The organism is Leptospira chreensis, assembly GCF_016919165.1.
Taxonomy (GTDB): domain Bacteria; phylum Spirochaetota; class Leptospiria; order Leptospirales; family Leptospiraceae; genus Leptospira_A; species Leptospira_A chreensis.
Genome location: NZ_JAFFPS010000070.1, coordinates 40,655 through 67,565, shown reverse-complemented (window position 1 = coordinate 67,565; position 26,911 = coordinate 40,655). Strand labels below are relative to the sequence as shown.

Genomic DNA, 26,911 nt, shown 5'->3' with positions numbered 1-26,911 from the left:
CTGAAACAGGATTTTGATGCATCTTTTTGTAAAGTATGTATCAAGACAGAACTGTAAAGGATGTATGAGTACACTCAGTCGCCTATCTCATGTTATGCGACATAATATACATTCTGGGAAGCTGCATATTGCTTCATAATTAATGGTATTCGAAATCGAAATAAGACTTCAAAAGTAAAAGTATTCAAAGTAAGATTCTACCTCCGCTGAGTTGAGTCAAAGCAATCAATCCACAGAAACCTAAGATTTAGTAAACATTTTAATAGCTATGTCAGTAGTATATTAACAACCCTACGAAAGTTGTTGCCAAAACTCTAAATTCAATTCATGCTGGACTTCTCAATTGCAAAGATCTAACCGAATAGGACTGAATATATTTTCATGAATCAAATTGAACAATTTCACAAAGCTCATTCCATTATACTAGACGGCTCAAAACAAGCATCAATTCTCGTTTTGGCAATGATTGCCGGTAGAGGGGTTTGGTTGCTCGATTCTTCAAATGTAAATACTCAGAGTTTTTTTTATGTTTTTTCATTCATTTCTGTGCTTTGCTGCGTTTTCACTCATTTGATTTATGGATTTGAGTTTTCATATTTCTTAACAAAGGTAAATAATCGATTAAACAAAATATGGTTACGCTTAGCAACTGGTTGCTTAATTATTCAAATTTTAACACTACTATTATCAATTTTCTTTTTTGTGTTTCCTAAATAGCATAAGCAAGCAACGAGCAATTCTGCAAATAGTACATTGACCTGTGCTTATAAACCAGCTGATTGGTCTATAAGCTTGTGAGAACAATGTTTAATTACTATCCTCTACCAGCCTAACTTTTTAGCTCGTTCTTGTACCAACTCAACATACTTCTTTGTATCAGATTTCCAAAATGGATACTCTTTTACTTTTTCCACAAGCAAAGGAACCTTTGACTGGATTTGTAATAGAGTTCGATCAACCACTACTTCCGAAAGATGGATTGACTTTCCAAAGATTTTGATATCCCCTATGTTGATTTTATTCTTCTTACCATTCAATGTAAGTGCAAGATCTTCATTGTCTTCTTTAAAGAATATTTTGACTGCCAACAAATCATAAGCGGGTGCCAATTTGATTCGTCCTTCAAGGTCAGTTTGAATGGAAAAGTTCTTCAAATGCATGTCTGAATTACCAGTGAGAAACGAGAATACTACCATTTCAAAAAATCGAACTAAATCAATCCCTGGAGAAGTTGTGTTCTGTTTGATCCACCGACCAATCGATTCATAAGATCCTTTGTATTTATCTTCAGTTAATCGTTCGGTTAATTGGCAAAAATCTTCTTGAGCAATTTTTGTATTCTTTTCCCGATCAAATCGTTTAGTGATATAAGCCAGTTCTCCCGATTTTAATCGAATCAAGGAAGATACTGCAACGGGAAAAGAAAATTCTTTTGCAAGTAACATTGTAAGATGTTCGTTTTCAGGAAGATTGGCATACTCTTCTGAAGGAGGTTTGAGTATGAAATCTCCTTTGATTCCAACGATAGTGAGCCTTGTTAACTTAGGATTAGAATTATCGAGATCAAGAGATATCTTTGATTGAGCTCCAGTTACAGTCATCCGTGATTCTATGTTTTGTTTTGCCAATTCACGAATAGACTTGATATCGATATCAATTTCCGGATTTTGATTTTTCCCAAACAAATGTTTGCTGCAATGATGATGATAGTCATCTTCACTCTGTTTTGCACAGAGGAGACAAAATTTCATTTTCTTTCCCCTACTACACTGACTGCTCCAATACAATCTTCACATACAGTCAATAGGATACCAAAACGATCTTTTCTGTTTAATTTCCAAATGTTTTGTGTGAGGTTAAGTAACCAACCTTCAGGGATTAAGCCGTCAAAAAAAGGAAAAAGAGTTTTTGATTGGTATGCTCCTTTTTGTTTTGGTAAAGTAAAACTAATAGCAGGGTAAGCCTTATTATTTAGAAAACTTTCGTGGTATTGGAATACATAACCATTTTCATTCTCGAAGATCTCTCCTGCAAAAATCTCTCTATAGAAAACCTTCCCCTTACGATTCATATCCGTTCCCTTTTGGTATTGGTCTTGGAGCCAGTTTTGCACCGAAGGCTTCTAATACCTGGTTCACTTTGTCCATTCGTAATGATGGCTTTCCTTGTTCTAATTCTCTAATAAATCGTAAACCAACGCCTGTCATACGAGCTAAGTCTTCTTGGGTTAAGGAATTCTTCTTTCGTTCTCCTTTGACAAAATCTGAAAGATTAGCTAGTTCCATATAGTACCTTATCGGGTATAAATTTTAAGAAGTAAAGTGAAATATACCCGATCGGTACTATTTTTGGGTCACAGTAATGAATTATACCCAAAAAGGTACAATTCGACAAAAGTAAGAAAACCGAATCAATTTTGCGTTTTTTACATTAAAAATCTAAAATGTGCAAAATGAGTTCTCCGATATTCGAAAATTTCATAATATTTAGGTATCCATTCATAGGAGGAATGAAATTTGAATCGTTACCTGCATTCAAGATTAACTAGAATTTCGTACGACGAGCAATTAAAAGCAGATATGCTGAAACATATGCAGTCTCTGCAGGAAAGAGAGGAAATATTAAAGAGGCCATTTCCAATCGTATCACCAGAAAAGGAAACTGCATTACTGCTGATCCAAGCAGGATTGAGTTACCGCAAGACGGCTGAACGCTTAAGAATGAACCATACGATCATCACCCAGTGGTCAAAAAATGATCATGAGTTCAAGAGATTGCTTGAATTGGTAGAAAGGGAAAAACAAGAAGCTATTCGAAGGAATTCCCTTTTGGCCCTAGCCATAGAAACTGAAAAGACTGCCACTTCACAAGATAATGTAGATTTGGAGGAGACAAATAACTAAATTGACCTTCTCTTTTGAGATTTCCTGATGATCTTTCAGGTCATCTTTGATGGTTACAGCAATTGCAGCACATAATTCGCGTTTGTGTAAACGGGGGTTTCTCCGAGTATATACTCGGAAGAACCCCGGAAATAAAAAAATCCAACCAAACAATTCCATTACTAAATGCATAAAATGCAGCACCATGGAATCAAATTACATAAGTATATTATAATAAATTTGGTTACCAAATTTTCAAGAGCCCGTTTTATGAAGTTAATAATTTGAGTTTATAAAATTTTTTTTTCGTACAGCAAAAATGAAAAAAATTCCAAAAATATGCGTTATCAGTTCTCCGATATCCGATTTTTTACTAGGATATAGTCAAGGTTATCACTTGGCGTCCAAAAAGCCTCCTTTTGAAAACCCCAGAAAGTGCGATGACTTACGATCTTTATGAGCAGTTGTCGGACTTTCGAAATTTTTAAAATTGGAGGGTCGTATATGGCCGAGCTATGTCTAGAGGAATTAACGAAACAAAGGTCAAAGAGAAACAGGGTAAACAATATATGTGAAGTAAAATGGAATAAGCTCCAAAGAGAATATGGAAAAGAATTAATGAACATAAGATATGTTAAACGAGTCACTAACCATACAACTTGGAATTGCCTTAAGAAGTACAATAAGAAAAACCATGAGGTATATAGTAAGATTGGATACATTGGATATGCATTCACCCTAACCAGAGGAGACAAAGAAGCTGATATGAAGGAATTAAAAGTGGCTCTTGAGAGAACATTGAAATACTTAAATCGCGAGTTTTACCAAGATCAAATAAAAGGACTAGAAATACCAATCATGACATTCGAAGGCAATGCGATAGATGGACAATACAATCCTCACCTACATGGTTATATTTTAATCCCAAAAGGGAAAATCAGAAGAACTAAAAAGAAATTAAAGGAAGAACTAGTAAAATCATTGATCAATCTGCCAAAGCAAAATGGTCCCAAAAGGAAGCCGAATAAGCTATGGATGCAGAAAATAAAAGGAGATGGAGTAAAATACTTTGGATATTGCGGAAGAGAAGAAGCGCCTGAGCATGGGCAAGAACTAGATAAACTTGATTGGGATTTGTCATCCTTTGGATTTGTATCCGAACTAAAACACAAAATTAGCAAACGCATCATGAAAAGGACTTATAGTAGGTTCCCTGAAACAGAAACCAATTCTGAGCTATTTCATCGAGTCATTTGTATGTTGCATTGGATCCACAAACGAAAGCATATGTCTGATTTTTTAAGAGCATTCATTCCTCCGTTGGTTACAACTTCAGTAAGTTTCAAGGCTTATTCTAAAAAGAAAAAAGCAATTCTAAAAATGCAGCCTGTTCTAAATATCAAAGCAGATCAAATTCCAAACAAAGATTCGCAGATGGTGCCGAAAGAAATCATCAAGCATATTTCTCAATTGATTTATCAGCAGATTCATATTCATATGCTGTATTTGGTGCAAAAATTCGACAAATTCGACAAATTCGACAGTAAACGAGTGCAGATTGTCGAATTAATCTTTCGTATCAATATGGCCTAGATTGATAACTGATATGAATTTTCTTTTGATACCACTGTTGCACCTGTAGTTAGGGACAATCGTGGTATTTTAGAACTAAGGTATCGAAAAAAGAATCAATATCATAATCCGATTCGACTTCATTCAATATTATTGTTATTGTAGGTTGGAAACCAAAGGACTGTGTATGTATCTAAGATTTAAAAAAATCTTTCGATAGAAGACTCTTAATGAGTTTCCTTCCATTGATATTTTTAGGAATTAAAATCGATTCCTAAAAACTGTGAAGACTTTCAGGGGAAGATTTGGAAATCCACTTTCCCATCTAACCAAATCCACACATAAGCCTCTTTAGAAGTCATCTTTCACCTTCTTTATTTTGGTGCGAATGCGTTTGGGCAAAAGTGTTTGTTCAGACCATGCTTTTTCCTTTCTTGCAAGTTGGATTTCTTTTCCTAAAAGGACACCTACTTCTTTTGGCAAACGCGAGTAGGTTCTAGTAATTTTCATGGGTTTTTGTATTCCATTTAATCGACCATTTTAATAGGCATTAAATCAAATTATGACTATTTTATTGGTCATTTCAAAAACAAATTCCCTATTTTCGGAGTTCTCAAAGAAATATAACTATGAATACTTTTTAGGAATAGAAAAGAAAGCATCTATACTATTTAATCCAAATCTACAATCATAATATTCAACTTAAGCCTCACCCGTCACCAACAACGACTTTAGTAATCGAATTCACAATCCTCGCCAAGTGTTTCGAAGCAGGTTTCTCACCTTCAAATAATACACTTTCAACGGCTTTTCTGGTCGATTCGGGAAATTTACATAACATCCCTTTGTACAGTTCCATTGTATTAATCTTTGAATTCTTCTGTAAAGGAACTGGTGTTTCATCCAATGCTGTCAGGGAAAAATCCAGTTCTCTGGGATGTGAATTTATAGTCTGCACGTCACTAGGCTTCGTACTCTCATCCAAGGCAGACCCCAGACAAAGAAAGCGTCTACGGCCATCAAAGCCCGTTTGAACGACAAAACCCCGTTTTTTCAGTCTAGAGATCATTCGCGAAATCGTATCTGGTTTTAGTCCCAGTAGATTCGCAAAATGTTCGTTTGATGCAAAACACTTTCCACTGGCTGTGAAGCTTTCAATTTCTGATAGTATAACTTTCTCAGCAATGGAAAGATCCTTCCTACTCTCAATGCGGGCAGGTATCCAAATTCCTTGTCTCATGTTGTCCCTTCGGTTCGGCATGATATGCCTTCGGCCAAACCTTTTAACATTCTTTTTGTGGCAGGGGATCAAGTTAGGTGAAGTGATCCGGGGTCTTTGCCTACCCCACCCAGTAAAAGCCTATTACCGGACAGTAAGACCTAAACCCAAAGGACGGATTTTGTCAACCACAATGAGACATAATTTTCTGAGATTTAAGAGGAGTTAGAAAGATCCCCCGAGAGGGCAAACTCAAGGGGGAATGTGTCTATTTGGATCTTCACCTAAGACAATTCAATGGGACAATAGATTCTCGAAAAGTACAAGGAATTTTTTGCATTCTGATCGGAAATATTGATGATTCCAAAGATTGAAAAAATTAATTACACTTCTGGTTTTTGTATTTATTGGACTACAACATTGACGCCTTGGGCACTTACACCTTGAAAGAGGATTATATATGTTCCAGTAACACTGAAGGAGATTTCTTAGCTTAAAGATCCGCCAACGGTATTATTTGTTTTTGTAAAATTTGCAATTGATGTCAAATCAGTAACCGTTATTGGACAACTACTTTTCGTATAAACACTAGCTAGAATTGATCCGGAAAAGTTAATTCCCGAAAATACAATTTTTTGTCCAGCAGTGACAGTTGCTTTGATGGCACTATTGGAAAGGGTCGTAAGTGTACCCATTGAGGTAGCTGAGGTTGAGGCATTTAAAATGCATAATAAAAAGTCAAGGTATTGTGTTAGACGATTAAAATATAACAGGCCTTTGTAGGCCTATTGGCAGACGATCATTACTCCCGTAAAATTAGAGTTTTCGATCTTTCCTATTCCATTCTGCACTACACAATTTCTACCACTCGGATTTCTTAATATACTAACATAGAAATTTGCTTGATTTGAAAACGTCTGAATGAATGAAAATGATCCATTCGTGAAAACGGATAATACTTCAGAGAAATTATTTTGAATGATTAATGTTTCGTTTAAGGGAATTCCCGTGACGTTCCCTCCAATTCTGAAAATCCCACCAGTAGAATCGTTTGAATTCGATTCTGGGTTGCCATTTTGTGTTCTAGTTGCCACTAACTCAGAAATGAATCTTGACTCAGAGTCATTTACTCGTTTTTCTAATTTTGGAAAATCACATCTGAATATTAAAAGGAAAAAAATAATTCCTGCAAAAAATCTAACAAATAAGATATTCATTTGTCTTTTGGTTTAGTTAACCTATCCCCTTCCTGAATTAAATTAACATTCTTTGTTGCGATTTTTTCTCCTTCTTCAATTCCAGATTCAATGATAATTCCGTCGTCTGTTTCGCGTACTATTTGAATTTGTTTTTCAAAAAACATGTCTTGGTCATTTAGTTTGAAAACAATAGCAGATTTTTCGTTCACTTTTTTGGCAATTGAAGTAACCGGGATAACAATTTGTTTTTTTCTTTGTAAACTTGGAATTCTTCCACGTGCAAACATTCCAGGTCTTAATTTACCATTTGTATTATTTGCGATAACTTTCACTTCTAAGCTTCTACTTTGAGGATCGATAATGGGGCTAATTATATGAATTTTTCCGTTCATTTCTTCCTTTCCTAGAGCATCGACTGTAAATTTTACACTCGTACCATTCTGAAGAAAACCAGCATCTGATTCAGAAACGTTAAACCTCAAAAGTACTTGTGAAGTATCGACAACTATAAAGACAGGTTCCCCTTCCTTTACCGCTTCACCTTTTTCTTTTGCTCTTGTTGCTACTATACCAGTTAATGGAGATTTTAAGTTTGATTCTTTAATTAACAATTCAGTAGATTCTACGCTTTTTTTGATAGCCTCTAAGTTTGCTTTAGCCATCTCAAGTTCCGCTCGTTCAATAGCCGTATTTAAATAAATAAATTTTTCATCATTGATATTTGAAGGTGATTCTATTTTGATTCCTGCGTTTTCTAAATCTTTGTCTCGGAATCCAATAATAATGTTTTCCAGATTCTTTTGCGCTTTGAAGTAAGCCACTTCTGCTGAATTTAAGGATGTTTGAATGGATTTTAATTCTGTTTCCGAAACCGCACCGATCTCCATAAGTTCTTTTTTGTTTTTCACACTTCGTTCTAGATTTTCCATGACTGCTTTTGTGTCTTTTACGTCGGCCTCTGCTTTCCTAATGTTTGCTAGTTCCCTCTCCACTCGTTGTCTAGCCATTAAAAGCTTTGCATTAGCTAGATCAACTTGCCTTCTTTGCACGACTTCTGAGGATTTATCTTTTCCTAATTGGATTTCTAAATTTAATGTTTCAATTTTTGCTAGGGTATCCCCAGAATTAACTTTCTGCCCTTCTTCTTTAAAATAATTTTCGATTCTTCCCAATACTTTTGAGGTAACCTCGGCTTTTTTTAGATAGGAAACAGATCCCAAAGTTAAGATCTCGTCTACCGGTTCAATTGCTGATACACTTATGATTCCGTAATCAAGAGCTTTATTTGTTTCTTCTGTTGACTTGCTTTTCTTGCAAAAAACTAGAATGAAAATTAAAATAATATAATGAGCTTTAATTTTTTTCAATTGGTAAAACTTCTCCGAATTTAATTAAACCTAGCTGATCAAGACTTAAACCTGTTGCTAACTCAAGTTCAGCTATCGATGACATAAATCTTAATCTAGAAGCTATTTGGGCATTTGTTGCTTCCAAATAACGTATTTCTGTTTCTGCTAGCTCTGTTCTAGGCGCTTCACCTAGTCTCACTTGCTCTTCTTTTATTTGAATTCTTTTTTCAAATAAAATTACGTTCTCATCTGCTTGCTTCATTGCATCCCAACTAACTCTATAGCTATTTAAACTCTTTTTTACTTCCGATGCTATGATATCACCGATTTGATTTAAATTTACCTTAGCTTGATAGGCAGCATTTCCAGATGTGACAATTTCCCGTTGGTATTGAAGATTATCATAAATACCTAAAGTAGTTGAAGATGTTAAAAATCGGTCATTATTTTCATTTCGAGAAGTATAATTTCCAGTATCTTGAAGAGAATTTGGCCCTAATAACATTGATACTCGAAAATTAAATCCATACTCTCTTTCGCGAGGTGGATATTCATCCCCTCTATAACCATGGAAACCTCCTACCGAAACAGTAGGAATGTAGAAAGTTTGAGCATATTTATATTTTGACTGTGTTTGTAAATGTTCAGCTCTCGCTTTATCAAACTCTACTCTAAAATTTGAAGCCAAATTGATAAGGTTTTCTCCATCAAAATTTCGATAATTATAATTTACATCCCCTAGAATGTTTCCTATTAGTTTTATTTCTGAACTACTTTTCAACCGGAGTAATATTTTAAATTCTTGTATTTGAGATTCATAATCGATTCTTGCTGTCTTTTCTTGTAAGATAATTTCATTTAGCCTGTTTTCCAATTCCAAAACTTTAATTTTAGTAGTTTCGCCTAATTGAAGTTCTCTATTCGCATAGAATAATTGGTCAGATTGTCTTTTGATGCTCCTTTCAAGCGTAATTAGTTGTGATTTCTTACTCAATATTGAAAAGAATAAAGTTCTTATTTTAAATCTTAACTTATTGAGTGCAATTTTTACATCATATTTGGCTAAAGCTAATTCACCTAAAGAGGCATCAAGTGCAAGTGATCTTCTTCCACCATCGTAAACGACCTGATCTACGTTTAAAGTGAATCGTTGGTTTCTAGAATCAGCAGTATTTTCGATAATTGAGGAACTTCGATCCCATCTGATAGAAGCTGTCGGAAAATATTGTCTCCAATTTTCATTTACTAATAGCTTTTTAATTTTCTGTTGCGAGCCAATCATTTTTAATTCCGGGCTATTTTCAATTCCGATGTCTTCTGCTTTCTCTAAATCAAGGTATAAAGTAGAAATTTCCTCATCTGCGAATATGCTAAAATTTATTATTATTGCTAAAATGATTAGCCTATTGATACCGAAAGACATAATTATTTGAACGTTTTTGCAATTTTTTGGGCCAATTTATTTGAAATAGCTGAATTTGATTCGAATGAGAGTAATTTCTCATATCCTATGTATTTAAACATATTAATTAACTCACCGCTGTCATCATAGAGATACAAAATAGCGCCTGATGAGTAATCTTCATCTAATATAGTTCCTATGTCTGCCTCAAAAATAAAACCCGTTAGTACATATTTTGTTCCTTTCTGTACGCAAAGTGATATTACTTTATCTTTATCTGCTAAAATGTATTTCCTGATAGGAGACAAAGTAACTGGAGTTGAATTTGGTTCAAAATTTGCTGCTGAGCTATCGCTATTCAGAAAAGTAGCAACTCTGATTACATCTAACCCGTCCTCTTTTAGTGAGAAATGTAAGTTATCGGTTACGTTTGTGGCAGAAATGTTTAATGAGACTAAATTCTTCGATGTTAAATCTATTAGTGCAATTTTTCCTTTAGGGAGCTTTTCCTTCAGGTCAACCGCCGACTGTATGTCTGTTCTTAATAATTGTTTAATAAATTTACCGGTACTACAGTTGAAGGTGTGGAACAATATTACAAAAAACAGGATTAATTGATTCGGTCGCATCTCTTTCGTTAACCTTTCTGCAGAATCACCTATCAATTGCAAGTTCTAATTTTTTTGGTATGCAAAATTAACATGGGTTGGAGAAATGATGATTGCAATGTTAGGAATTCTCGATGTTAAAGTTTAAAAAATCGTTTAGATATTTCATTTTGTTCACTTTCCTTCAGCTTTGTTTTTGTGGAGTTCTAAATACACAGGGGAATATGGATTCGGACCAATATAAAGCTCAAGAAGAGAACGTTAAAGGATTAAAAGCCTTATCAGAAGGTAAATGGGAAGATGCAGAAAAAAATTTCAGAGCATCTTCTGATTTAAATCCAAGCTCGCCAGAATACGCAGGTAATGTGGGCATTGCGATGATTAATCAAGGCAAAGGAAAAGATTCTGTCGCATATTTTATCAAATCAATTGAAATAGATCCAGATTATGCAAAAGGATATTATAATTTAGGCGTTTGCTATCAGAATTTAGCAGATTACAAACAATCAGTCAAAAACTATGAAAAGGCACTATTTTTAGTGCCAACCATGGTCGAAGCTAGGTTTAACCTCGGTATGGTCTATGGGTTCTTGGGGGAAAAATCTAAGGCAAAATCGAATTATGAAGAATTTATTAGGCTTGCGCCAAAAGTAACATTTCAAAGGCAAATTACAGATGCAAAAAATAAAATCAAGGAACTTGAATAGTTCCTTACTACTAACATTCGTTTTCTGTTTAGCCTTTATATTCAATTGTAACAGCGATATTGAAAAACTTATTGAAGAGGATATGGAGAAACGAGAAGGTTCGCCTGAAATCGTTACTATTGATGGTAAATTCCTTTCAGCAAAAGCATTCCGAGAGGCATTAATTGCAGATAGGAAGACATTTGAACATAAATTTAACCCTGCTACACCAGAGGAAGTGGAACAATATCTATCAAATTACATTGAAGAATCAATTTTACTTCAAAGAGCTCTTGCTGATGTAGATTTTAATTCTAATGAGGCCAAGGATTATATGGCTAGATCAGTAAGAAAGGCTGCTATATCCTATTGGTTAGATAAAAAATCTGGTGCCCTGAATCTAGTTGAAAACTCTGATAAAATTCAGGTAGATAATGATATTTTAGAAAAGTTCAAACAAAGTAAATCTAATGCTTCAAAATTAAAGTCCGTAACAATGGATGAGCTTCAGCGAGAAGCCAAAATCATCAAACTGAATAAGCTAATGGAAGCTGCAACTATAAAAAAGAGATTAATTGCAGGTAAAGCAAAACGAGATGCAAAGGTTCAAATTGTTCCTAAAGAGGTATATTCTTCTGTTACAAGATAAAAAAATGAAATATTCTAATATTCAAATTTTGTTCGTTTATTTTTTGCTTATGACTAGTGTTTTATTTTGTAAATCAGAAGAAAGTGCAAATGAACATTTCCAAATCGGCAAAAAAGAATTTTTGGATAAAAATTTAGAAAAGGCAAAGTTAGAATTTCAAACCTCAGTGGATGAAAACCCTGACTTGATTTCTGCTTATATCATGCTAGGAAAAACTTTGTATTATATGGGAGATTTTAACGGATCTCTAGAGATTTTGAAAAAAGCTAAAGGAAAATTTCCTGAAAATCCTTCTATTGATTTTTGGATTTCAAAAAATTACTTAGTTGTTGAAAGCGATTTAACAAAAGCAAAAGAACATTTGTTGAATATTTTAGAATTGGACAATTTACATTTCGAAGCGTATTATCATTTAGCAAAAATTAGCGAAAGAGAAGGCAATATTAAGGAAGCCTTATTATATTACAATAAGGCAAAAATGATAAAAAAATCATTTGATAAGATACACAAAGATCTAGGGAATCTCTACCTAAAAGCAGGTATGATTGAAAGGGCAAACGAAGAGCTGGCCAAAGTAGAAAACTCAGTTACTAAAACAGCAAAAAAGTGATGTTATGAAATCCTTATCCTTCTTACTAATCTTAACCTTTTGTATTTCATGTAATGAACAATTGAAAGATTTAGCAGATAAGGCCTACTTATTGGGATTGAGTGATCCATCGGATTTTGAACGGCCAAATGTCTTAACTATTTCTCCATTTACAGGATCAAAAGAAGTACCGTTAGATTCGACTATTTCTCTATTATTTTCTAGACCAATGAATAGAAATGCAACCGAACTTGCTATTTCCATTTCCTCGAACGGAGGGAACGTAACCTCAGCATTTAACTGGCGATCAGATTATCTTTTAGATTTGAATTTTAAGCTTGGGTTAACTATAGGGAAAAGATATGAGATTAAAATCAATCGCTCCATAGCGAAAGACTTAAAGAATAACACTTTAACCAAAGATTATGTGTCTGATTTTTATACGATTGGATTTGTAGATCCGCCGGAAGTCATTAATGCAGAACCTGTCATAAGTAATTCACTGATTGAAAATTGGCCACTCAATCAAGATATTATATTATACTTTTCGCAATCGATGGATGAAGCTGAAACATCCGCTGCGACAACTATTTCAGGTGGCCCCGCAGTATTTGTTAAAGAGTGGTCAGGAAATTCAACAATATTAAGACTTAGACTTCAATCACCGCTGCAAACATCAACAAGCTATACGGTTAGAGTATCAAGTTCGGCTAAAAGTAGGTTAGGTGTTCCAATTAAGAAGGAATTTTCTAATTCATTTTACACTGGTACTATTGCAACTGCCTTAACTTTTCAAGTTACCCCTTTCCCATTAAGTCCTGCATGGCCTGTAGTGAGTCCGTCTCCGGTTTTGAGTGAATTTATTGATGTATCAAAGTTTGATAGTTTTCGTTTTACATTCAACAGACCTATGAAACAGGAGACCGTGGAACGTGCTATTTCATTTTCTCCCTCTATTTCGGGAAAGTATAGATGGTCTACAGGACAAATTCTAGAATTTACTCCAAATTCTCCTCTCAATCAAGATTCTAGATATAGATTGAATTTTTCGTCAACAGCACAAGATTCCAATGCTATTCCGTTAGGAAATAGTTATATCATCGATTTTATCACTAACAATTCCAATGATAGCCTTCCCATTACAATCAATAGTGTCACTGGTTATAGTGTATCTGCTACTTGTGTACCAACAATAGATTCAAATCCAAACGCTGTCTCCTTTCCATTTGACCAAAATAAGATTTATTCTGTTTCAATTACCTCCACAGATTGTTCGCTCATGGATTACATGTTCGAAATTTCTTTTAACACTGCTGGAGGTTGTGCACTTAAAACAAATGGGGACGGTGATATATTCAACCAAGTATCGTTTAGCTATTTTTCAGGTGGCCCAGGTGGAGGCTCACCTTTAGTTTACTACAAAGACTATGCTCCGCCTGCTTTTTGTTCTACGCCTGGTGTATATAAAATCGGAATTAAATCAATTTTTCCAAACGTTCAATACAAAAAAACCATTCTTGGTGGATCCGCTGGCCTAAGAGATATTAATGAAAACTATCTCCAAACGAGTGAATCTTTTTTATTCCAGAGACTTTAATGAAACAATTAGCCATTTTATTTTGCTCTTTAATGATCTCTTGTAGTCAGTTACTCGAAAATGGGAAAGGACCGTTCTCAGTTTTTCCAGCGTTGGATCTTCTTCCTAACTCTCAAGCGCCGGTGGTTTTATCCGCAGCACCGTTAAACGAACAAAATGCCGTCTCTCCTTATAGTGAAATTTCAATCTTATTCTCGAAAGATATGAACAAGACGGTTACAGAAGGAAGTTTTACATTACGGAATGGATCTATCAGTGTAGATGGATTGTTTTCCTGGATCGATAAAATGATGGTATTTAAGCCTAAGGCTATTCTGAGCCAGGCTGGGCAATATAGGTATACTTTATTAGGATCGAAAGCTGAAAGTTCAGAAGGTGTTAACTTAATTAGGGACTATTCTTCAAATTTTTATGTGAATGAAGATTCGCAACAACCAGAACTTGTTTCAACCATTCCATCAAATGGTGCGGTGGGAATTCAAACAAATACAACTATCCAATTAACTTTTTCAAAAGCAATGAAGCTTTCGTCTATATTGACTAATATAAGCAGTTCTCCTCAAATCAGTTTCGATTTTCCAGCAGCAACTTTAAGTGGTGACGGTACAACCGTGACACTAATTCTACTTACTCCGTTAGCATTTGGTACAAACTATACACTTACTATACCTGCCTCCATTCAAGATTCCTCAGGTAATACTTTGATCAAAAGTTATCAATTGAATTTTACTGTTGGAAATGATTTCGTAAAACCAAACTTTACTGAAATTTCATCTACAACCGTTACCAATTTTGTAGCTACCGAATATATAACGGTCGCTGGATTTGAAAAAGACGATTCATTTTTTATACAATTCGACGAACCAATTTTGCCTTCTTCAATCAATGATGCAATTTCCTTTACTCCTTCTGTGACTTATACAATTCAAGATGTTTCAGCAAATAGTACTCGGTTTAGAATTACTCCATCCTCGGTATTAGATATAGATACAGTATATCAAATGAAAGTTTCTGATCAAATTCGAGATATTCAGAATAATACCTTAACAAAGGCTTATGTTTATAATATTAAAATCAATGGACCACGAAGTCGTCCTCTTTGGGTAAGAGGCATTTATTTAGATCAACCGAACACTATACAACTAAACACTAGCATTATTTCAAGTATTAACAGTGATGGTGGTGTTGGTCCAAATTACAATTTAGAAACAGGCACCAATGGGTTTTACATTTATTTTTGTAGAGGTGAAACCTTAGCAACATGTGATATAACATCATCACCTAGAGACCTAAGTCTACAACTTTCAAGCATAGATTTTGATGTCAGGTATGATTTTGGCCCAAATATTGGCTCCCCCTATTTAAATTTACCAGTAGATGTATCCCCTTTACCAACTGACAGATTCTTGATGCGCACAAGACTATTCAGTTTTGCTCCAAATCCTTCAACATATATATTCACTGTCAAAGGTGGAAAACAAGGTGTTATAGATCAGTATGGTAATTATATGAAACAAGACTTTAACTTTCGATTTAGATTAAATCCGTAAGATGGTACAGTATTTTATAACCAGACGAGTTACTACTGGCGTTGGGTTTTTGCTGATTCTCTTGTTTGGAACGATAGCGACCCTCAAACTAAAAATAGACCTCCTTCCTAATATTTCGTTTCCAACATTAACTATAGTTACACTTTATCCCAATGCATCGCCTGGTGAGATCGAAACGCTAATATCTAAACCCATTGAAGAAATTGTCGCATCGGTTCCGGGCACTGATCGAATCTCTTCTGATTCAGTTGAAGGTGCATCTATTGTTTATATCCGATTCCGATGGGGAACAAACATGGATCAGGCAATGATTCAAACTCGAGAAAAAGTAGATTTAGTAAAAGGGAATTTACCGCAAGATACCAAAAAATCTATAGTTCTCCGTTTTGATCCAAATGAATCCCCAATTTTAAGACTTGCAGCAATTCCAAAAGGGAAATCGTTGAAAGATATTCGTTTTTTTTTACAAAAGACTATCTTCCCTTATCTTGAACGATCTGAAGGTGTTGCTGCTGTTTCACTTTCTGGCGGGCTTCAAAGACAAATTCAAGTAGTAGTAGATAGAGATCGCTTACAAGCATACGGCATAGGTATTGATACTGTTATCGATCAAATATCAGCTGCAAACCTCAATTTTCCTGCAGGAAATATCAGACAAAATGATAAAGAGATTTTAATTCGTACAGACGGTGCGTTTAAATCATTAGATCAAATAAATGATACACTCATTGGATTAACGGAACAAGGCGTACCAATTTATCTAAAATCGATCGCAGAAATAAAAGATGGTACCAAAGAGAGGACAAGTATCACCAAACTGAATTCGTCTGAAAGTATATCTATTTCAATCAAAAAAGAATCTGGTAAAAATACCGTTTCCATTGTTTCGAACCTAGTTAGTTTAATTGAAGAATTGAACGAAAAGTTTAATAATGAAGTTCATTTTGAAATAGTTGAAGATCAATCTATTTTCATTAAAGAAGCCGTTACTTCAGTAATTCTGTCAGGGCTTTTTGCAGCTGTCATTTGTTATTTTATCTTATACTTGTTTTATCAGAACTGGAGAGAACCAATCATTGTAGTTTCTGCAATTCCATTGTCTTCTTTATTAACACTCATATTCATGTATTTTCTAAATATCACAGTAAATACAATGTCTATGGGTGGGCTCGCATTAGGAGTCGGAATGGTAGTAGACTCATCAGCTGTTGTACTAGAATCAATAAGAACCAAAATGAAAGAAATGCACAATTTTATTGATGCAGGAATTTCGGGGGTTCATGAAGTCTATGGTTCTTTAATTGCTTCTACTGTCACAAGTTGCGTCGTTTTTTTACCTGTATTATTCGTCGATGGAATTGCTGGAGCAATATTTAGTGATTTTGCATTAACAATCACATTATCACTTGTTTCCTCTTTCATCGTTTCAACCACATTGATTCCAACTTTAACCCAATTGGATTTTTTCAATGTTATCCCAAATAAAAAATCCGATAAGAGCAAGTTCTTACTACTCGTCGAACGCTTTGAAAATCTAATACTTTTTTTCCTAAATCTATTTTATAAGAGAAAATCTTTTTCTTATCTGTTACTTATAGGATTTACACTGCTGACTTTTTTTTTATTCCTCCTTTTACCAAAGGAAATGATGCCGGAGCTTGATCAGGGAAGTTTTACTATTAAAATAAAAGCACCAGAGGGCACTACTCTGCTTCAGACAGAAGCAATTTGTAATAAATTGGACCAACTCATTCAAGAAACCAATGATACTAAAAATATTCTACAGCAAATAGGATATGAAGATAAAGACCTTGTGGTAAATCCAAAATCAGATTTCGGATTAAATAGAGCAGAAATTTTTGTTCAACTCAAAGATGGTGTTAGCTTTGAGGATCATCAAGAAAAAATCCAAAATAGATTAACTCAGATTAGTAAATCTTCTAACTCTGAAATTTCTTTGATTCCAACAAAAACAATATTAGCCTCTTTATTATCTTCAGATGGATTTGATTTTAACTTAGAAATATCAGGTCAAAATTGGATTAAAATTAGAGAAGTGACTTCAAAAATTGAGGAGACGCTAAAAAAAAATCCAATTATAAATAGTTATAAATCTTCTTTGGGCCAAAAAACAAAAGAAGTTCGAGTCATTCTGGATAGAAACAAAATGGCATTTTTCGGTCTAACCGTTGAAAAAATTGCAACAAATATGAAATCTTTCGTGAAAGGAGATTTTGCTTCTAAATTTAGAGAGAATGATTATGAATTTGAAATCTTAGTCAGGTCAAGACTTGAAGATCGTTATGACAAAGATTCGATTTTAGAAATACCAATTGAAACACCCTCTGGGAAAATGATTAAGTTTTCTTCATTTGCTCACTTAGAAGATGCTGAAATTGATAGAAAAATATTCAGAAAGGATGGTTCCCGGACGGCTACTTTGTCGTTATCTACTTCCGATAGCGATAAAGAAGGATTAGAAGGTCAGATAAAAAATACAATCAGCGAATATGAACAAAATAGGGACGTATCTGTTTTGGAAGGAGATTCGCATCGAGAAATGCAAAAGTCTTTCTTTGCTTTATCATACGCAGCAATTTTTGCAATTATTTTAGTTTATATGACTATGGCATCGCAATTTGAAAATCTGGTTCAACCTTTTATCATCCTTTCATCAATCATAATAACAATCTTTGGTTCTTTTTTGTTTTTATTTCTCTTTGGTCAGAGTCTGAATATCATTTCTTCAATGGGAATCGTTTTGCTCGCAGGCTTGGTTGTTAACAATGGGATTATACTTGTTGATACTTATCGGTTGACTAATAGTGCAAATTCATTAACAGGAATTGAACTACTAAAATCTGGAATCAAAAAACGACTTTTTACAATTTTGAATACAACAGCAACGACAATGTTAGGTATGATTCCAGCAATTATTACTTTTGGGAACCCTTCCCCTCAAGCTCCATTGGCTGTGGCCGTAATTGGCGGATTATTCTTTTCCACGATTTTTTCACTGGTTGTCATCCCAATTCTCTATGATTCCAGTATACGAAAAAATCTACCAAAAGTTTCTTCATTAATTCCTTTTGAAGTCAACCAAGTTAAAAAAAAGAAAAAAATATCCAAAGATAAATAATCGTGGATTTATTAAAAACACTATTCCAAAGACCGATCACAGTCTACATGTTTGCAACCTCAATGATACTACTAGGTATCGTGAGTGTATATCGTTTGCCGATATCGTTAATGCCTTCGGTTGAAAATCCTGCCATCACAATCATAACAAGATATCCGGGAATATCTCCTTCAAAGATTGAAGAGATATTAACTAAACCAATTGAAGAACAAATTTCAAGCGTTGGAAACATTCAGTCTATTTATTCGTCCTCGGAAGAAGGTGAAAGTAGAATCAATGTTACCTTTGGAACTTCCGAAAACGTTGCAAAAAAATCATTGGATGTTAGGGCAAGAATTGATTTAATCCGAGGAAGTTTTCCTCGCGAAGTTGAAGAGCCAACAATCACTCGATTCGATCCAACAGATCGCCCAATCTTTATTGTAAAACTTGAGTCGTCCAAACTTTCGTTAAAAGAATTGAGAACCTTTGCAGAAAACAAACTGAAGAAAAAATTCGAACGTGTGGATGGGATTAGTGAAATCAATATTGGAGGGGGATTTGAAAGAGAAATCTCTGTAAAAGTTGATAAAGAAAAACTGGGATTCCATAAACTTAGAATTTCAGAAATTATGGACTCTTTGGATAAGGCTAATATCAATTTGCCAGTGGGTCAAATCAGAGAAAGTGATCGATTAGTGAATGTAAAACTTGTCGGTAGATATACTTCCATTGGCGATATCCCGGAAACCGTTATTAAAGTTCCAAGCCAAGACAAAATACTTAGGCTAAAAGACTTAGCCATCGTCAATGATGGTTTTAGGGACAGAGAGAATATTTCTAGAGAAAATGGTAAAGAGATAGTCGCTATCTTTATTCAAAAAGCTGGTGATGCCAATTCCCTAGAAGTTTGTATGGAACTGAGAAAATTAGTTTCTCAAGTCCAATCTCCTGGAATTCAAATCAATATAAACTATGATCAATCGATTGCCATACAAGATGCTATAGATCGTGTGATGCAGACAGCAATTTACGGAGGCTTAATCGCCATTGCTGTTTTATTTCTCTTTATTAGAAGCATTTATGCTGTTTGCCTTATCTCCTTATCAATACCCATTTCAATCATTATCACCTTTGCCATCATGAAATTCTATAAAGTAGGAATTGATGTGATGAGTTTATCTGGTTTGGCACTTGGTGTTGGAATGATAGTCGATTCATCCATTATCATAGTGGAAAGTTCTTTCCTCAAATTTCAAAAAAATGGGTTTACTAAGGATATCCATTTTGAGTCCGCATATAGTGTCTCATCCGAATTATTTGCATCAGTATTAACCAATATTGCTGTTTTTTTGCCTTTTTTATTTGCCTCAAAGGAAACCAATCAACTCTACGGAGGTTTAGCAATTACAGTATCGGGGACTTTGGTAATCTCACTACTTGTTTCGATTGTTTTAGTTCCTGTTTTAGCAAGTACTGTTTTTCTTAAAAACAAAGATCAATTTAAAGATCAGGAAATTTGGAGAGTAAATGCAAAAATAAAATTTCCCTCACCGAACTGGCAGATCATATCTTTCTTCAAGAAACTTAGTTTTACGTTTATACAAGAGAATTATAGGAATTCATTGCTCTACATTCTTGAAAATCCAAAGAAACTTTATATATCTTATGCGGTTTTACTTTTTTTCGGAGTCTTTTCTATCATTTTTCTTAAGCAAGAGTATATGGATCCTTCTGATACTGGAGAGATACGTGCGAGTGTTGAATTAGAAACAGGAATCCATTTGGATGCAACTAACAAGAAGATTCTAGAACTTGAGAAACTTTTTGCACAACAAGATGCCATTGCAAAGGTCACGAGTAAAGTAGAAAAATGGCATGCTGACGTGAACATTACATTAAAGCCCGAATATATTTCGGAGACAGTTAACGTGATCGAGAATTTGAAAACGGAGTCAGAAAGTATCCCTGGTATTTTTGTTTTCTTTTCAGAGGCAGGTCCGGGAGCTGATGCAAAAGAATTGGATGTTGAATTTATCGGAGATGATTCAAAGACACTGCAAGACATTGCAAAAGAAGCAGCGAAAATAGTGGGAGGTATAGACGGAATCCAACAAGTGGCTCTCCGGTTTCGGGAGGGAAAAGATGAAATTGTGTTGAATTTTGACAGGAAAAAGGCAGGTTCCAACCGATTGAGTTCTTCTGATGTTGCCAATGCAATGAAGACTTCGCTTACTGGATCCATTCCGACAAAGTTTTTAGAAGATGACCGAGAAGTAGATATTAAAGTCAGATTTGATGAAAAAGATAGGATGGACTTAGCGCAAGTTTTAAGTACTACCTTCCCTACCTCGAATAAGTCCATGGTCTTTTTGTCTTCGATTATTGAATTAGAAGAACGAAAAGGAGAAACACGAATTTATAGAAAAAATAAACGAAAGGTTGCCACCATCTCTGCCAAATTGGGAAAGCTGGATACAGGAACTGCTGTCCAAAGAATCTCTAACAAATTATCAAATTTACAATTACCATCAAATTATTACTTTGAGTTTGGTGAGTCCTATAAAAAACTTCAGAAAAACCAATTTGAAATGATCTTTTTATTTTCTCTTTCGGGGATCATTATCTATTTATTGTTAGCAACTCTCTTTGAGTCATTTTATTATCCATTACTCATTATTTTCTGTGTACCCTCTGGAATTTTTGCATCATTAGCATTTTTATTTTTTACTAGAATGACCTTAAATATATCTGTTTACATCGGACTCATCATGTTGACTGGAATTGCAGTAAACAACGCAATCATTTTGGTTGATTCCGTGATTAAAGATAGTTCTCACCAAAACTTCAAAACAAAAGTAATCAATTGTTCGCTTGATCGCTTGCGACCAATTTTAATAACTACTATGACCACAGTTTTAGGACTGCTACCAACGGCAATTAGCACTGGCTCTGGCAGCCAACTTTGGAGACCACTAGGGATTACTGTAGTCATCGGTTTGACTGTGTCTTCTTTGTTTACATTGTATTTGATTCCGACTATGTTATTGTATAAAAAGAAAACGGTTTAAGTGAAAAACTAATGCTCTACTTGGCCACGCCTCCGCGGGAAACACCTCTCATGGTTAAGAGAAGAAACTAGATGAAACTTTATTACCGTGTGGCTGGGTCCTCGGATTTGTTTGGTGACGGTTGCTTTAATCTATAAAGCTCTGATTTTTGATAAAAATCTTCTATTCTGAACAAGAAATCGATGGTTCTCCCGTTAAATTTTGAATTCAAAGTCATTCCTTCCTAAATCCAGCGTCTAACTTAAGGAAGATTTTTGTTTACTATCATAGTTTTGCGAGACTCAGATAATGATGCCGAAAATATGCTAATACACTGGAACTGGATCCCAATACCGACATTGAACCTGCTCATTTTGTCGATACTTTTTTCTATCCCTTCTCTGAGCCCAATAACAATCCCCATCGACAACGCTTTCGGGCCAGTATTCGCTTTTTTTCCAATGTTTTTTATCTTTAATATTGGAAAACTTTCCTGGTACCCAGGGACTGCTTCTATTAGTTTCTTCTTTAATTATATGATCTACAATATATTGTTGTACAATTCCATCTTTATCAAAAAATATATGAAAATTTAGATAATCTATACCCACATATCCACCATTCGGTAAAGGTGCAGTTACATAATTTACATAACCGATAATTTTTTTCATTTCAAACTTACGTCCCAGGATTTCTTTATTGATTGGGTTTCTAAATGTCATTCTTGACCAAGGTTTGGGATAGATTTCAAGCAGTTCTTGTTCTGTTGTCTTTCCAATCACAGGTAATTTGCTTGGATCAAATTGGAATTTCTCTGGCCCGTCGATTATATCGTCGGCAAAATCAGGATCATTTTTAGATAATATCCCACATGATATTAATCCTAGTATTATAAGAATCGATATTAATTTTACCAAAAAGGCATATTGTTTCATTTCTTTCTGTATTTTCATCTATTACTTCCTCCACTTAAGTAATCCCTCAAAGCAGCATCATAATTATTTATAAAGTTATGACCCCATATTCCACTTATTTTTGTCTTATACCCATTTAATTTAGCAGAAGCATTCCTTCCGATTCGATTCAGCACCCCTATATATGGTGTTCCCATTAAATAGGGAACTGGGTCTAAATGATTCTCATAAAACACTGCAGACGCCAATCCACTTGGAATATTCTGTCCGCCAATAGGGCCTCCAAATGTCACCCAATTAATACTATTAATTTCTGCTTTAGCATCTTTTGCAGCGATCAGTGCATTCCCAGAAATAACAGACCCTTGACTATGTGCCATCAATGTCCCCACTTTACCGGCCTTAATCAATTCAGTTAACACCTTTTGCGATGCTTCTGTATCTACCGATGCTAAACCTGTAACAGAATTTGCTAGATCCGCTACCAAACCATTCGATTTATTATAGACAAGATATACATCGCCTCCTGTCTCACCTTGAATCGTTTTAATATTATTTATGGCATCCATCGGATTGTTTTTTATCCCGTTTACAAACACCGTTGATGAGTCACTTACCTCGTTTATACTTACAACGGACATTTTGCCATCCTTACCTAACTTTATAATACTTGAATCATTTACCTCTTTTCCATTTATACTCAAGTATTGTATTTCTTCTGTATCGTATCCTAAGTAATCTTTTACAAAACCTACTTTGAGTTTATTGGGGCCATCAGCCACTTGGTAATCATATTTTCTTCCTACTACATGAATTCCACCAGTTTCTTTTTCTTGTATTCTGTCAGGAATCTTTTCCATATTACTTGGATTTAGATCTAATAAATTATTTTTTCCGCCAGATTTCGTCGGAACTACACCAAAAATGTCGCCTAATAAAGTACCTACTCCTCGACCAAAGACATACCCAAGACCACTTCCAACCCCTGCTCCTTGGTTTTTGTTTCCTTCCCTTTGCTTTGCCTCTGATTCCAATGCATCAAATTCAGCAGCGTTTAATGGGAGCCCTTTTGCTTTTTTCCCCTTGGCTCTCTCCAAATCGCTCTTGTCTTTGTGTAATAAATCAAACTCCGCTTGATCTACTTCTTGATCAGATGAAAATCCTTTGCCCTTCAATTTATTGCGGAATCTCTCGCTGTTAAATCTTAACTCTAAACTACTCTGGAATCCTCCTCCAGTACTCCATCCCACTTCACCTTCATAGCCCATGAGTCCACCTGACGCAGTTGGATCATTACTACCTTCTTCTATATTGACTAGAAACCCATTCCCTAACAGACTATCTGTTGTCAGTCCAGTATAGAGTGTTCCTCCGTTACCCACTGCCGAGTTATAACCAAACCCTGCACTCCGCCCTACTTGACCATCTGCTGTTTCTCGGTAACCCACGTTGGCAGCTAATCCTCGTCTGTCGCCTCCATCTGCCATGTGGAAACTTGCTCCCACTCCCCAGGCGCCGCTCTCATGCACGTTCATGTTAAGGCTTACATTATCACTTAGCTTGATCCCAGCGTTAAAACCAAAGCCTCCTTTTTCGGAAAATCCAATGCCTGCACTTAGTGGTGTGCCAGATAACTGGCCTCCTACATTAAAGCCAAAGCCTTGTTCCTTTGTATAACTACCTCCAATTGACAACCCTGGAGGACCAAGGAGTGATGCTGCGGCACTTCCCGCTGCTAATATTCCACCGGCTACGCCTCCCGCTTGGTATCCCTGATGACCTTTATAGGCTACATAACCTCCAACCACTGCTGCTGATGCTATAAATACAGCCGATCCAGCTCCTACACTCATCATAGGAGCAAGCGCTACCGCTGCTGCTCCGCCCGTTACTATCGATGCTGCCACTGCAGCTATCACTGTCACTACGGCTTCTATCTTACCTTCCCTATCTGCTTTCTTCTTTGCCTTTCTCTGTTGTTCTTTCCCAACTACCTGATCTAAGAAATCCAAGGTGTCCTTCTGCGTTAATATTTCCCAGAACTCATCATGGTTGTGTTTCCCAAATTCTCCCTCGGATACTTCACCTACTAAGAAGTGATCCTTGATGTTGAAAGATACCGGAGGGTCTTCGGGATCTCCACTGCTCGCCTGGCTCTGCGCGGCCATCACCATACGGTAGTTACTGAACTGGCTCGCTTGTTCATACGTTACCTTACGACTCGGATCATAGATCGTCTTGAATTCCTTCTCCATGGACGTTCGCTATTCCCCATTCCTGCCAGCAAAACTTCCTATTTAGACTGGCGAGCTTTGGCCATCCCTGGCCACGCCTCCGTGGGGAACACCTCTCTTGGTTAAGAAAAGAAACTAGATGAAACTTTATTACTGTGAGGCTAGACGCCTCGAATCTGTTTAGTGGAGATTGCTTAATAGATTAAACGATCCCGCTCTCCTTCGACGGGACGCTCGGTCGATCGGTGCCGCGGGAATTGGTTTGTGGATGAAGTTTAAAAAATGTTGATGTGTTGGAGAAAGATTAATAGTCCAAATTAAGTTATAGGATTATGTAATACGGATATTGTATCTCTTCCCTAAAAAAAGGATCCTCATGTTCTCGTTATCGATAAATCACTGGCTATTAATATATATCTTTTTGTTCTGAACAAAAAGTCAGTGATTTCCTTCTTATTTTTTCTCCAGAGTCATCCTTTAAATACAACCAGCATCCAACTTTACGAATGATGTGTTCAGAATTATAGTTTTGATGAGACTCAGACTAATAGTTTTTTATATTGAGAGATATTAGCCCCTTCGAAAGCTCTGCCTTCTGACTTTTCATTTGCAATTGCAAAATATTTTTTTGCATTTTCTACATCACCTTTAGCAAATGATACTATGCCTAATAAAAATTCCCCCTCTCCCATCCTATTACGTATATCGTTATATTTCAAACTCACGTTTGCCCATTCCCAAGCCTTTACGTAATCCTTTTTTGCTAACGAAATTCGAGCTCCATATTCAACCAAAAGATAAGAATTAGGAACAGTTTCTTTGGGATCCGGTAAAGAATCCCAAATCTCAGAAATTTCACTAATACACTTATCGAATTCTCCTCTTTTGTATAACTCTCCAAGCTCGATTATTTTCTTCATTATATCTATCATAAAATTTTCCTTTTATTTTCGTGGAGCTAAATAACGTTCTCTTAATTTCCCGCCTGAAGATCGATTTATTTTATAATAATCAATTACATAATTATCAGAATCTAACATCCATTTTCTTACTTCGGGTGATCGACTACCATAAGCCCTACCTGTCGAATTCCACCAAGTAACAGCATCTGAAAGATGGGCAATATTGTAGCGCCTCCATTCACCGGACAGTTCCGTAAATAAGCAGTGGTCACTCATCCTCTAATTAGAAAATGATTTTTCCACAAAGTCATCCTTATCTTTGCCAGCGTCTCGCTTAACGAATGCTATATTCTCTATTATAGTTTTAGCGAGGCTCGAAGGAAATTCAACATTAATAAATTAATATTACTTGCCGGATTTTATATGATTAAGCCATTGATCAAAAATATCGCTTGCTCTCAATGTTTTATGGTTCGAAAAATGCAAACCATAGTCTAATTTTATATCCGACTTTTTGAGTTTTGTAAAATACGAAATCTTTATCTGGGTAGGAACCTCTCTGTTGTCAGCTAAAAATAATTTAGGTACCCTTTCCAAAAGATTCAAATTCTCTCTGAGTAATGCCGATATACGATTCGAAGATTTGTCAACTTTTTTCTTTAAAGCACTATTTACTTCGTGTAACTCCACAACCTTTCCATTGATTTTAAAAAAGGATTGGGCGTAAGATACCTTTTGCTCAGAAGCTCCAAAAAAATATATGGCATCTATTTCTTTATCATTATAATCTACGAATTCGAAGGCTATCTCGAGAATCTTCTGGCACAAGTCTTGAAAATCTTTGTCGAAGTTTTTTGTTGGCACTACATTACCTCTTTAATTATTAAACACTTGCTTTCCAACTTTCCCATTTCCAAGTTGGTATTCAACCATTCCCTTCTGATTTTTGCCCACAAAGTCTTTCCTTCCTGTAATCAGCGTCTAACTTAAAGAACATTTTGTTCACTAACTTAGTTTTGGCGAAACTCAGACTTAAACAAGTTTATTAGAAATACTCCTGCTCTCTAAATAAATCCAAATTATATCCAACGGGCCAATCTTTTCCTCCGAGAGCTACTCCTTCGAGCTCTAACTCCTCCTCTGACAACACCATACACATAAAAGACCCGCCTTCAGGAAAGGATGGATGATCAAAAGCGAATTGCCACATCAAAACATTAGGCATCTTCGATAATTTTTCAGTTAGATGAATTAAGGACGTAAAACCTACTCCGGTATCAATTCTATCAATTACCTGCGCACTGTTTATTTTATTTCGAACTTCAAAACAAAATTCATTTTCGCCTGCGAATATCAAGTTTAGTGCTCGCAACTCTTCTTTCGAAATCATG

23 protein-coding genes are annotated in these 26,911 nt (G+C 35.4%); 10 read left to right on the top strand and 13 right to left on the bottom strand.

The genetic code is table 11. The features are described from left to right. Positions 1 to 381 precede the first annotated feature (381 nt). Positions 382 to 717, top strand: a complete 336-nt coding sequence (locus JWG41_RS18305; RefSeq protein ID WP_205271254.1) for a hypothetical protein — start codon at positions 382 to 384, stop codon at positions 715 to 717. A 104-nt stretch (positions 718 to 821) separates the two neighbouring features. On the opposite strand, the gene JWG41_RS18300 is transcribed toward JWG41_RS18305, so the two are convergent. The 3 genes from JWG41_RS18300 to JWG41_RS18290 are packed head-to-tail and all read right to left on the bottom strand — an operon-like array spanning position 822 to position 2,285. Then, a complete protein-coding gene (locus JWG41_RS18300; protein ID WP_205271253.1) occupies positions 822 to 1,751 on the bottom strand; it encodes a HipA domain-containing protein in 930 nt (309 codons plus the stop codon). Then, complete coding sequence (locus JWG41_RS18295; protein WP_205271252.1) at positions 1,748 to 2,071, bottom strand: HipA N-terminal domain-containing protein; 324 nt, start codon at positions 2,069 to 2,071, stop codon at positions 1,748 to 1,750. The genes JWG41_RS18300 and JWG41_RS18295 overlap by 4 nt, the downstream gene beginning before the upstream one ends. Next, complete coding sequence (locus JWG41_RS18290) at positions 2,061 to 2,285, bottom strand: helix-turn-helix transcriptional regulator (RefSeq protein WP_205271251.1); 225 nt, start codon at positions 2,283 to 2,285, stop codon at positions 2,061 to 2,063. Before JWG41_RS18290 ends, JWG41_RS18295 begins: the two co-directional genes overlap by 11 nt. 231 nt (positions 2,286 to 2,516) lie before the next feature. Between JWG41_RS18290 and JWG41_RS18285 the strand changes: the two genes are divergently transcribed. Together JWG41_RS18285 and JWG41_RS18280 are read left to right on the top strand one after the other, a co-directional pair. Next, positions 2,517 to 2,903, top strand: a complete 387-nt coding sequence (locus JWG41_RS18285; protein ID WP_205271250.1) for a hypothetical protein — start codon at positions 2,517 to 2,519, stop codon at positions 2,901 to 2,903. A 483-nt stretch (positions 2,904 to 3,386) separates the two neighbouring features. After that, positions 3,387 to 4,475, top strand: a complete 1,089-nt coding sequence (locus tag JWG41_RS18280) for a hypothetical protein (protein WP_232374101.1) — start codon at positions 3,387 to 3,389, stop codon at positions 4,473 to 4,475. 330 nt (positions 4,476 to 4,805) lie between these two features. On the opposite strand, the gene JWG41_RS18275 is transcribed toward JWG41_RS18280, so the two are convergent. The 5 genes from JWG41_RS18275 to JWG41_RS18255 form a co-directional block, all read right to left on the bottom strand. After that, positions 4,806 to 4,964, bottom strand: a complete 159-nt coding sequence (locus tag JWG41_RS18275) for a hypothetical protein (RefSeq protein ID WP_205271249.1) — start codon at positions 4,962 to 4,964, stop codon at positions 4,806 to 4,808. 199 nt (positions 4,965 to 5,163) lie between these two features. Next, complete coding sequence (locus JWG41_RS18270; protein WP_205271248.1) at positions 5,164 to 5,694, bottom strand: helix-turn-helix domain-containing protein; 531 nt, start codon at positions 5,692 to 5,694, stop codon at positions 5,164 to 5,166. Positions 5,695 to 6,886: 1,192 nt separating this feature from the next. Further along, positions 6,887 to 8,239 (bottom strand): efflux RND transporter periplasmic adaptor subunit, encoded by a 1,353-nt coding sequence (locus JWG41_RS18265; protein WP_205271247.1) that lies wholly within the window; start codon positions 8,237 to 8,239, stop codon positions 6,887 to 6,889. Further along, positions 8,226 to 9,644, bottom strand: a complete 1,419-nt coding sequence (locus JWG41_RS18260; RefSeq protein WP_205271246.1) for a TolC family protein — start codon at positions 9,642 to 9,644, stop codon at positions 8,226 to 8,228. The genes JWG41_RS18265 and JWG41_RS18260 overlap by 14 nt, the downstream gene beginning before the upstream one ends. Before the next feature lie 2 nt (positions 9,645 to 9,646). Further along, positions 9,647 to 10,288, bottom strand: coding sequence for a hypothetical protein (locus JWG41_RS18255; protein ID WP_205271245.1), 642 nt, complete (start codon positions 10,286 to 10,288; stop codon positions 9,647 to 9,649). A gap of 77 nt (positions 10,289 to 10,365) precedes the next feature. On the opposite strand from JWG41_RS18255, the gene JWG41_RS18250 reads away from it, so the two are divergent. From JWG41_RS18250 to JWG41_RS18220, 7 genes are read left to right on the top strand one after another with little or no spacing between them, the layout of a single operon-like run. Further along, positions 10,366 to 10,938, top strand: coding sequence for a tetratricopeptide repeat protein (locus JWG41_RS18250; protein ID WP_205271244.1), 573 nt, complete (start codon positions 10,366 to 10,368; stop codon positions 10,936 to 10,938). After that, positions 10,931 to 11,566, top strand: coding sequence for a hypothetical protein (locus JWG41_RS18245; RefSeq protein WP_205271243.1), 636 nt, complete (start codon positions 10,931 to 10,933; stop codon positions 11,564 to 11,566). The genes JWG41_RS18250 and JWG41_RS18245 overlap by 8 nt, the downstream gene beginning before the upstream one ends. Positions 11,567 to 11,570: 4 nt before the next feature. Next, entirely contained in the window at positions 11,571 to 12,176 is a 606-nt protein-coding gene (locus JWG41_RS18240) for a tetratricopeptide repeat protein (protein ID WP_205271242.1), read from the top strand. A 4-nt stretch (positions 12,177 to 12,180) separates the two neighbouring features. Then, positions 12,181 to 13,752, top strand: coding sequence for an Ig-like domain-containing domain (locus JWG41_RS18235; protein ID WP_205271241.1), 1,572 nt, complete (start codon positions 12,181 to 12,183; stop codon positions 13,750 to 13,752). After that, a complete protein-coding gene (locus JWG41_RS18230) occupies positions 13,752 to 15,302 on the top strand; it encodes an Ig-like domain-containing domain (RefSeq protein ID WP_205271240.1) in 1,551 nt (516 codons plus the stop codon). Before JWG41_RS18235 ends, JWG41_RS18230 begins: the two co-directional genes overlap by 1 nt. 1 nt (position 15,303) lies before the next feature. Next, a complete protein-coding gene (locus JWG41_RS18225) occupies positions 15,304 to 18,441 on the top strand; it encodes an efflux RND transporter permease subunit (protein ID WP_205271239.1) in 3,138 nt (1,045 codons plus the stop codon). A gap of 2 nt (positions 18,442 to 18,443) precedes the next feature. After that, positions 18,444 to 21,491: an efflux RND transporter permease subunit gene (locus tag JWG41_RS18220; protein WP_205271238.1), complete on the top strand. Its 3,048-nt coding sequence runs from the start codon at positions 18,444 to 18,446 to the stop codon at positions 21,489 to 21,491. Between the two features lie 305 nt (positions 21,492 to 21,796). Here the strand turns inward: JWG41_RS18220 and JWG41_RS18215 are convergent, their stop codons facing one another. The 5 genes from JWG41_RS18215 to JWG41_RS18190 form a co-directional block, all read right to left on the bottom strand. Further along, positions 21,797 to 22,423 (bottom strand): hypothetical protein, encoded by a 627-nt coding sequence (locus JWG41_RS18215; RefSeq protein WP_232374100.1) that lies wholly within the window; start codon positions 22,421 to 22,423, stop codon positions 21,797 to 21,799. Further along, on the bottom strand, positions 22,420 to 24,639 hold the full coding sequence (locus JWG41_RS18210) for a hypothetical protein (protein ID WP_205271237.1): 2,220 nt from the start codon (positions 24,637 to 24,639) through the stop codon (positions 22,420 to 22,422). The genes JWG41_RS18215 and JWG41_RS18210 overlap by 4 nt, the downstream gene beginning before the upstream one ends. Positions 24,640 to 25,157: 518 nt before the next feature. After that, positions 25,158 to 25,550 (bottom strand): tetratricopeptide repeat protein, encoded by a 393-nt coding sequence (locus tag JWG41_RS18205; protein WP_205271236.1) that lies wholly within the window; start codon positions 25,548 to 25,550, stop codon positions 25,158 to 25,160. Positions 25,551 to 25,925: 375 nt separating this feature from the next. After that, entirely contained in the window at positions 25,926 to 26,384 is a 459-nt protein-coding gene (locus tag JWG41_RS18195; protein ID WP_205271234.1) for a hypothetical protein, read from the bottom strand. 181 nt (positions 26,385 to 26,565) lie between these two features. Beyond that, the gene (locus JWG41_RS18190) at positions 26,566 to 26,910 is read right to left on the bottom strand and encodes a hypothetical protein (RefSeq protein ID WP_205271233.1); all 345 of its coding nucleotides are present in this window, start codon (positions 26,908 to 26,910) and stop codon (positions 26,566 to 26,568) included. Position 26,911: the final 1 nt, after the last annotated feature.

Coding starts and splice junctions, on each gene's coding strand:
- JWG41_RS18300 (WP_205271253.1), bottom strand. CDS start 1,751: ATGAAATTTTGTCTCCTCTGTGCAAAACAGAGTGAAGATGACTATCAT.
- JWG41_RS18280 (WP_232374101.1), top strand. CDS start 3,387: ATGGCCGAGCTATGTCTAGAGGAATTAACGAAACAAAGGTCAAAGAGA.
- JWG41_RS18210 (WP_205271237.1), bottom strand. CDS start 24,639: ATGGAGAAGGAATTCAAGACGATCTATGATCCGAGTCGTAAGGTAACG.
- JWG41_RS18290 (WP_205271251.1), bottom strand. CDS start 2,285: ATGGAACTAGCTAATCTTTCAGATTTTGTCAAAGGAGAACGAAAGAAG.
- JWG41_RS18295 (WP_205271252.1), bottom strand. CDS start 2,071: ATGAATCGTAAGGGGAAGGTTTTCTATAGAGAGATTTTTGCAGGAGAG.
- JWG41_RS18240 (WP_205271242.1), top strand. CDS start 11,571: ATGAAATATTCTAATATTCAAATTTTGTTCGTTTATTTTTTGCTTATG.
- JWG41_RS18250 (WP_205271244.1), top strand. CDS start 10,366: ATGTTAAAGTTTAAAAAATCGTTTAGATATTTCATTTTGTTCACTTTC.
- JWG41_RS18230 (WP_205271240.1), top strand. CDS start 13,752: ATGAAACAATTAGCCATTTTATTTTGCTCTTTAATGATCTCTTGTAGT.
- JWG41_RS18190 (WP_205271233.1), bottom strand. CDS start 26,910: ATGATTTCGAAAGAAGAGTTGCGAGCACTAAACTTGATATTCGCAGGC.
- JWG41_RS18205 (WP_205271236.1), bottom strand. CDS start 25,550: ATGATAGATATAATGAAGAAAATAATCGAGCTTGGAGAGTTATACAAA.
- JWG41_RS18260 (WP_205271246.1), bottom strand. CDS start 9,644: ATGTCTTTCGGTATCAATAGGCTAATCATTTTAGCAATAATAATAAAT.
- JWG41_RS18225 (WP_205271239.1), top strand. CDS start 15,304: ATGGTACAGTATTTTATAACCAGACGAGTTACTACTGGCGTTGGGTTT.
- JWG41_RS18270 (WP_205271248.1), bottom strand. CDS start 5,694: ATGAGACAAGGAATTTGGATACCTGCCCGCATTGAGAGTAGGAAGGAT.
- JWG41_RS18235 (WP_205271241.1), top strand. CDS start 12,181: ATGAAATCCTTATCCTTCTTACTAATCTTAACCTTTTGTATTTCATGT.
- JWG41_RS18305 (WP_205271254.1), top strand. CDS start 382: ATGAATCAAATTGAACAATTTCACAAAGCTCATTCCATTATACTAGAC.
- JWG41_RS18275 (WP_205271249.1), bottom strand. CDS start 4,964: ATGAAAATTACTAGAACCTACTCGCGTTTGCCAAAAGAAGTAGGTGTC.
- JWG41_RS18215 (WP_232374100.1), bottom strand. CDS start 22,423: ATGAAAATACAGAAAGAAATGAAACAATATGCCTTTTTGGTAAAATTA.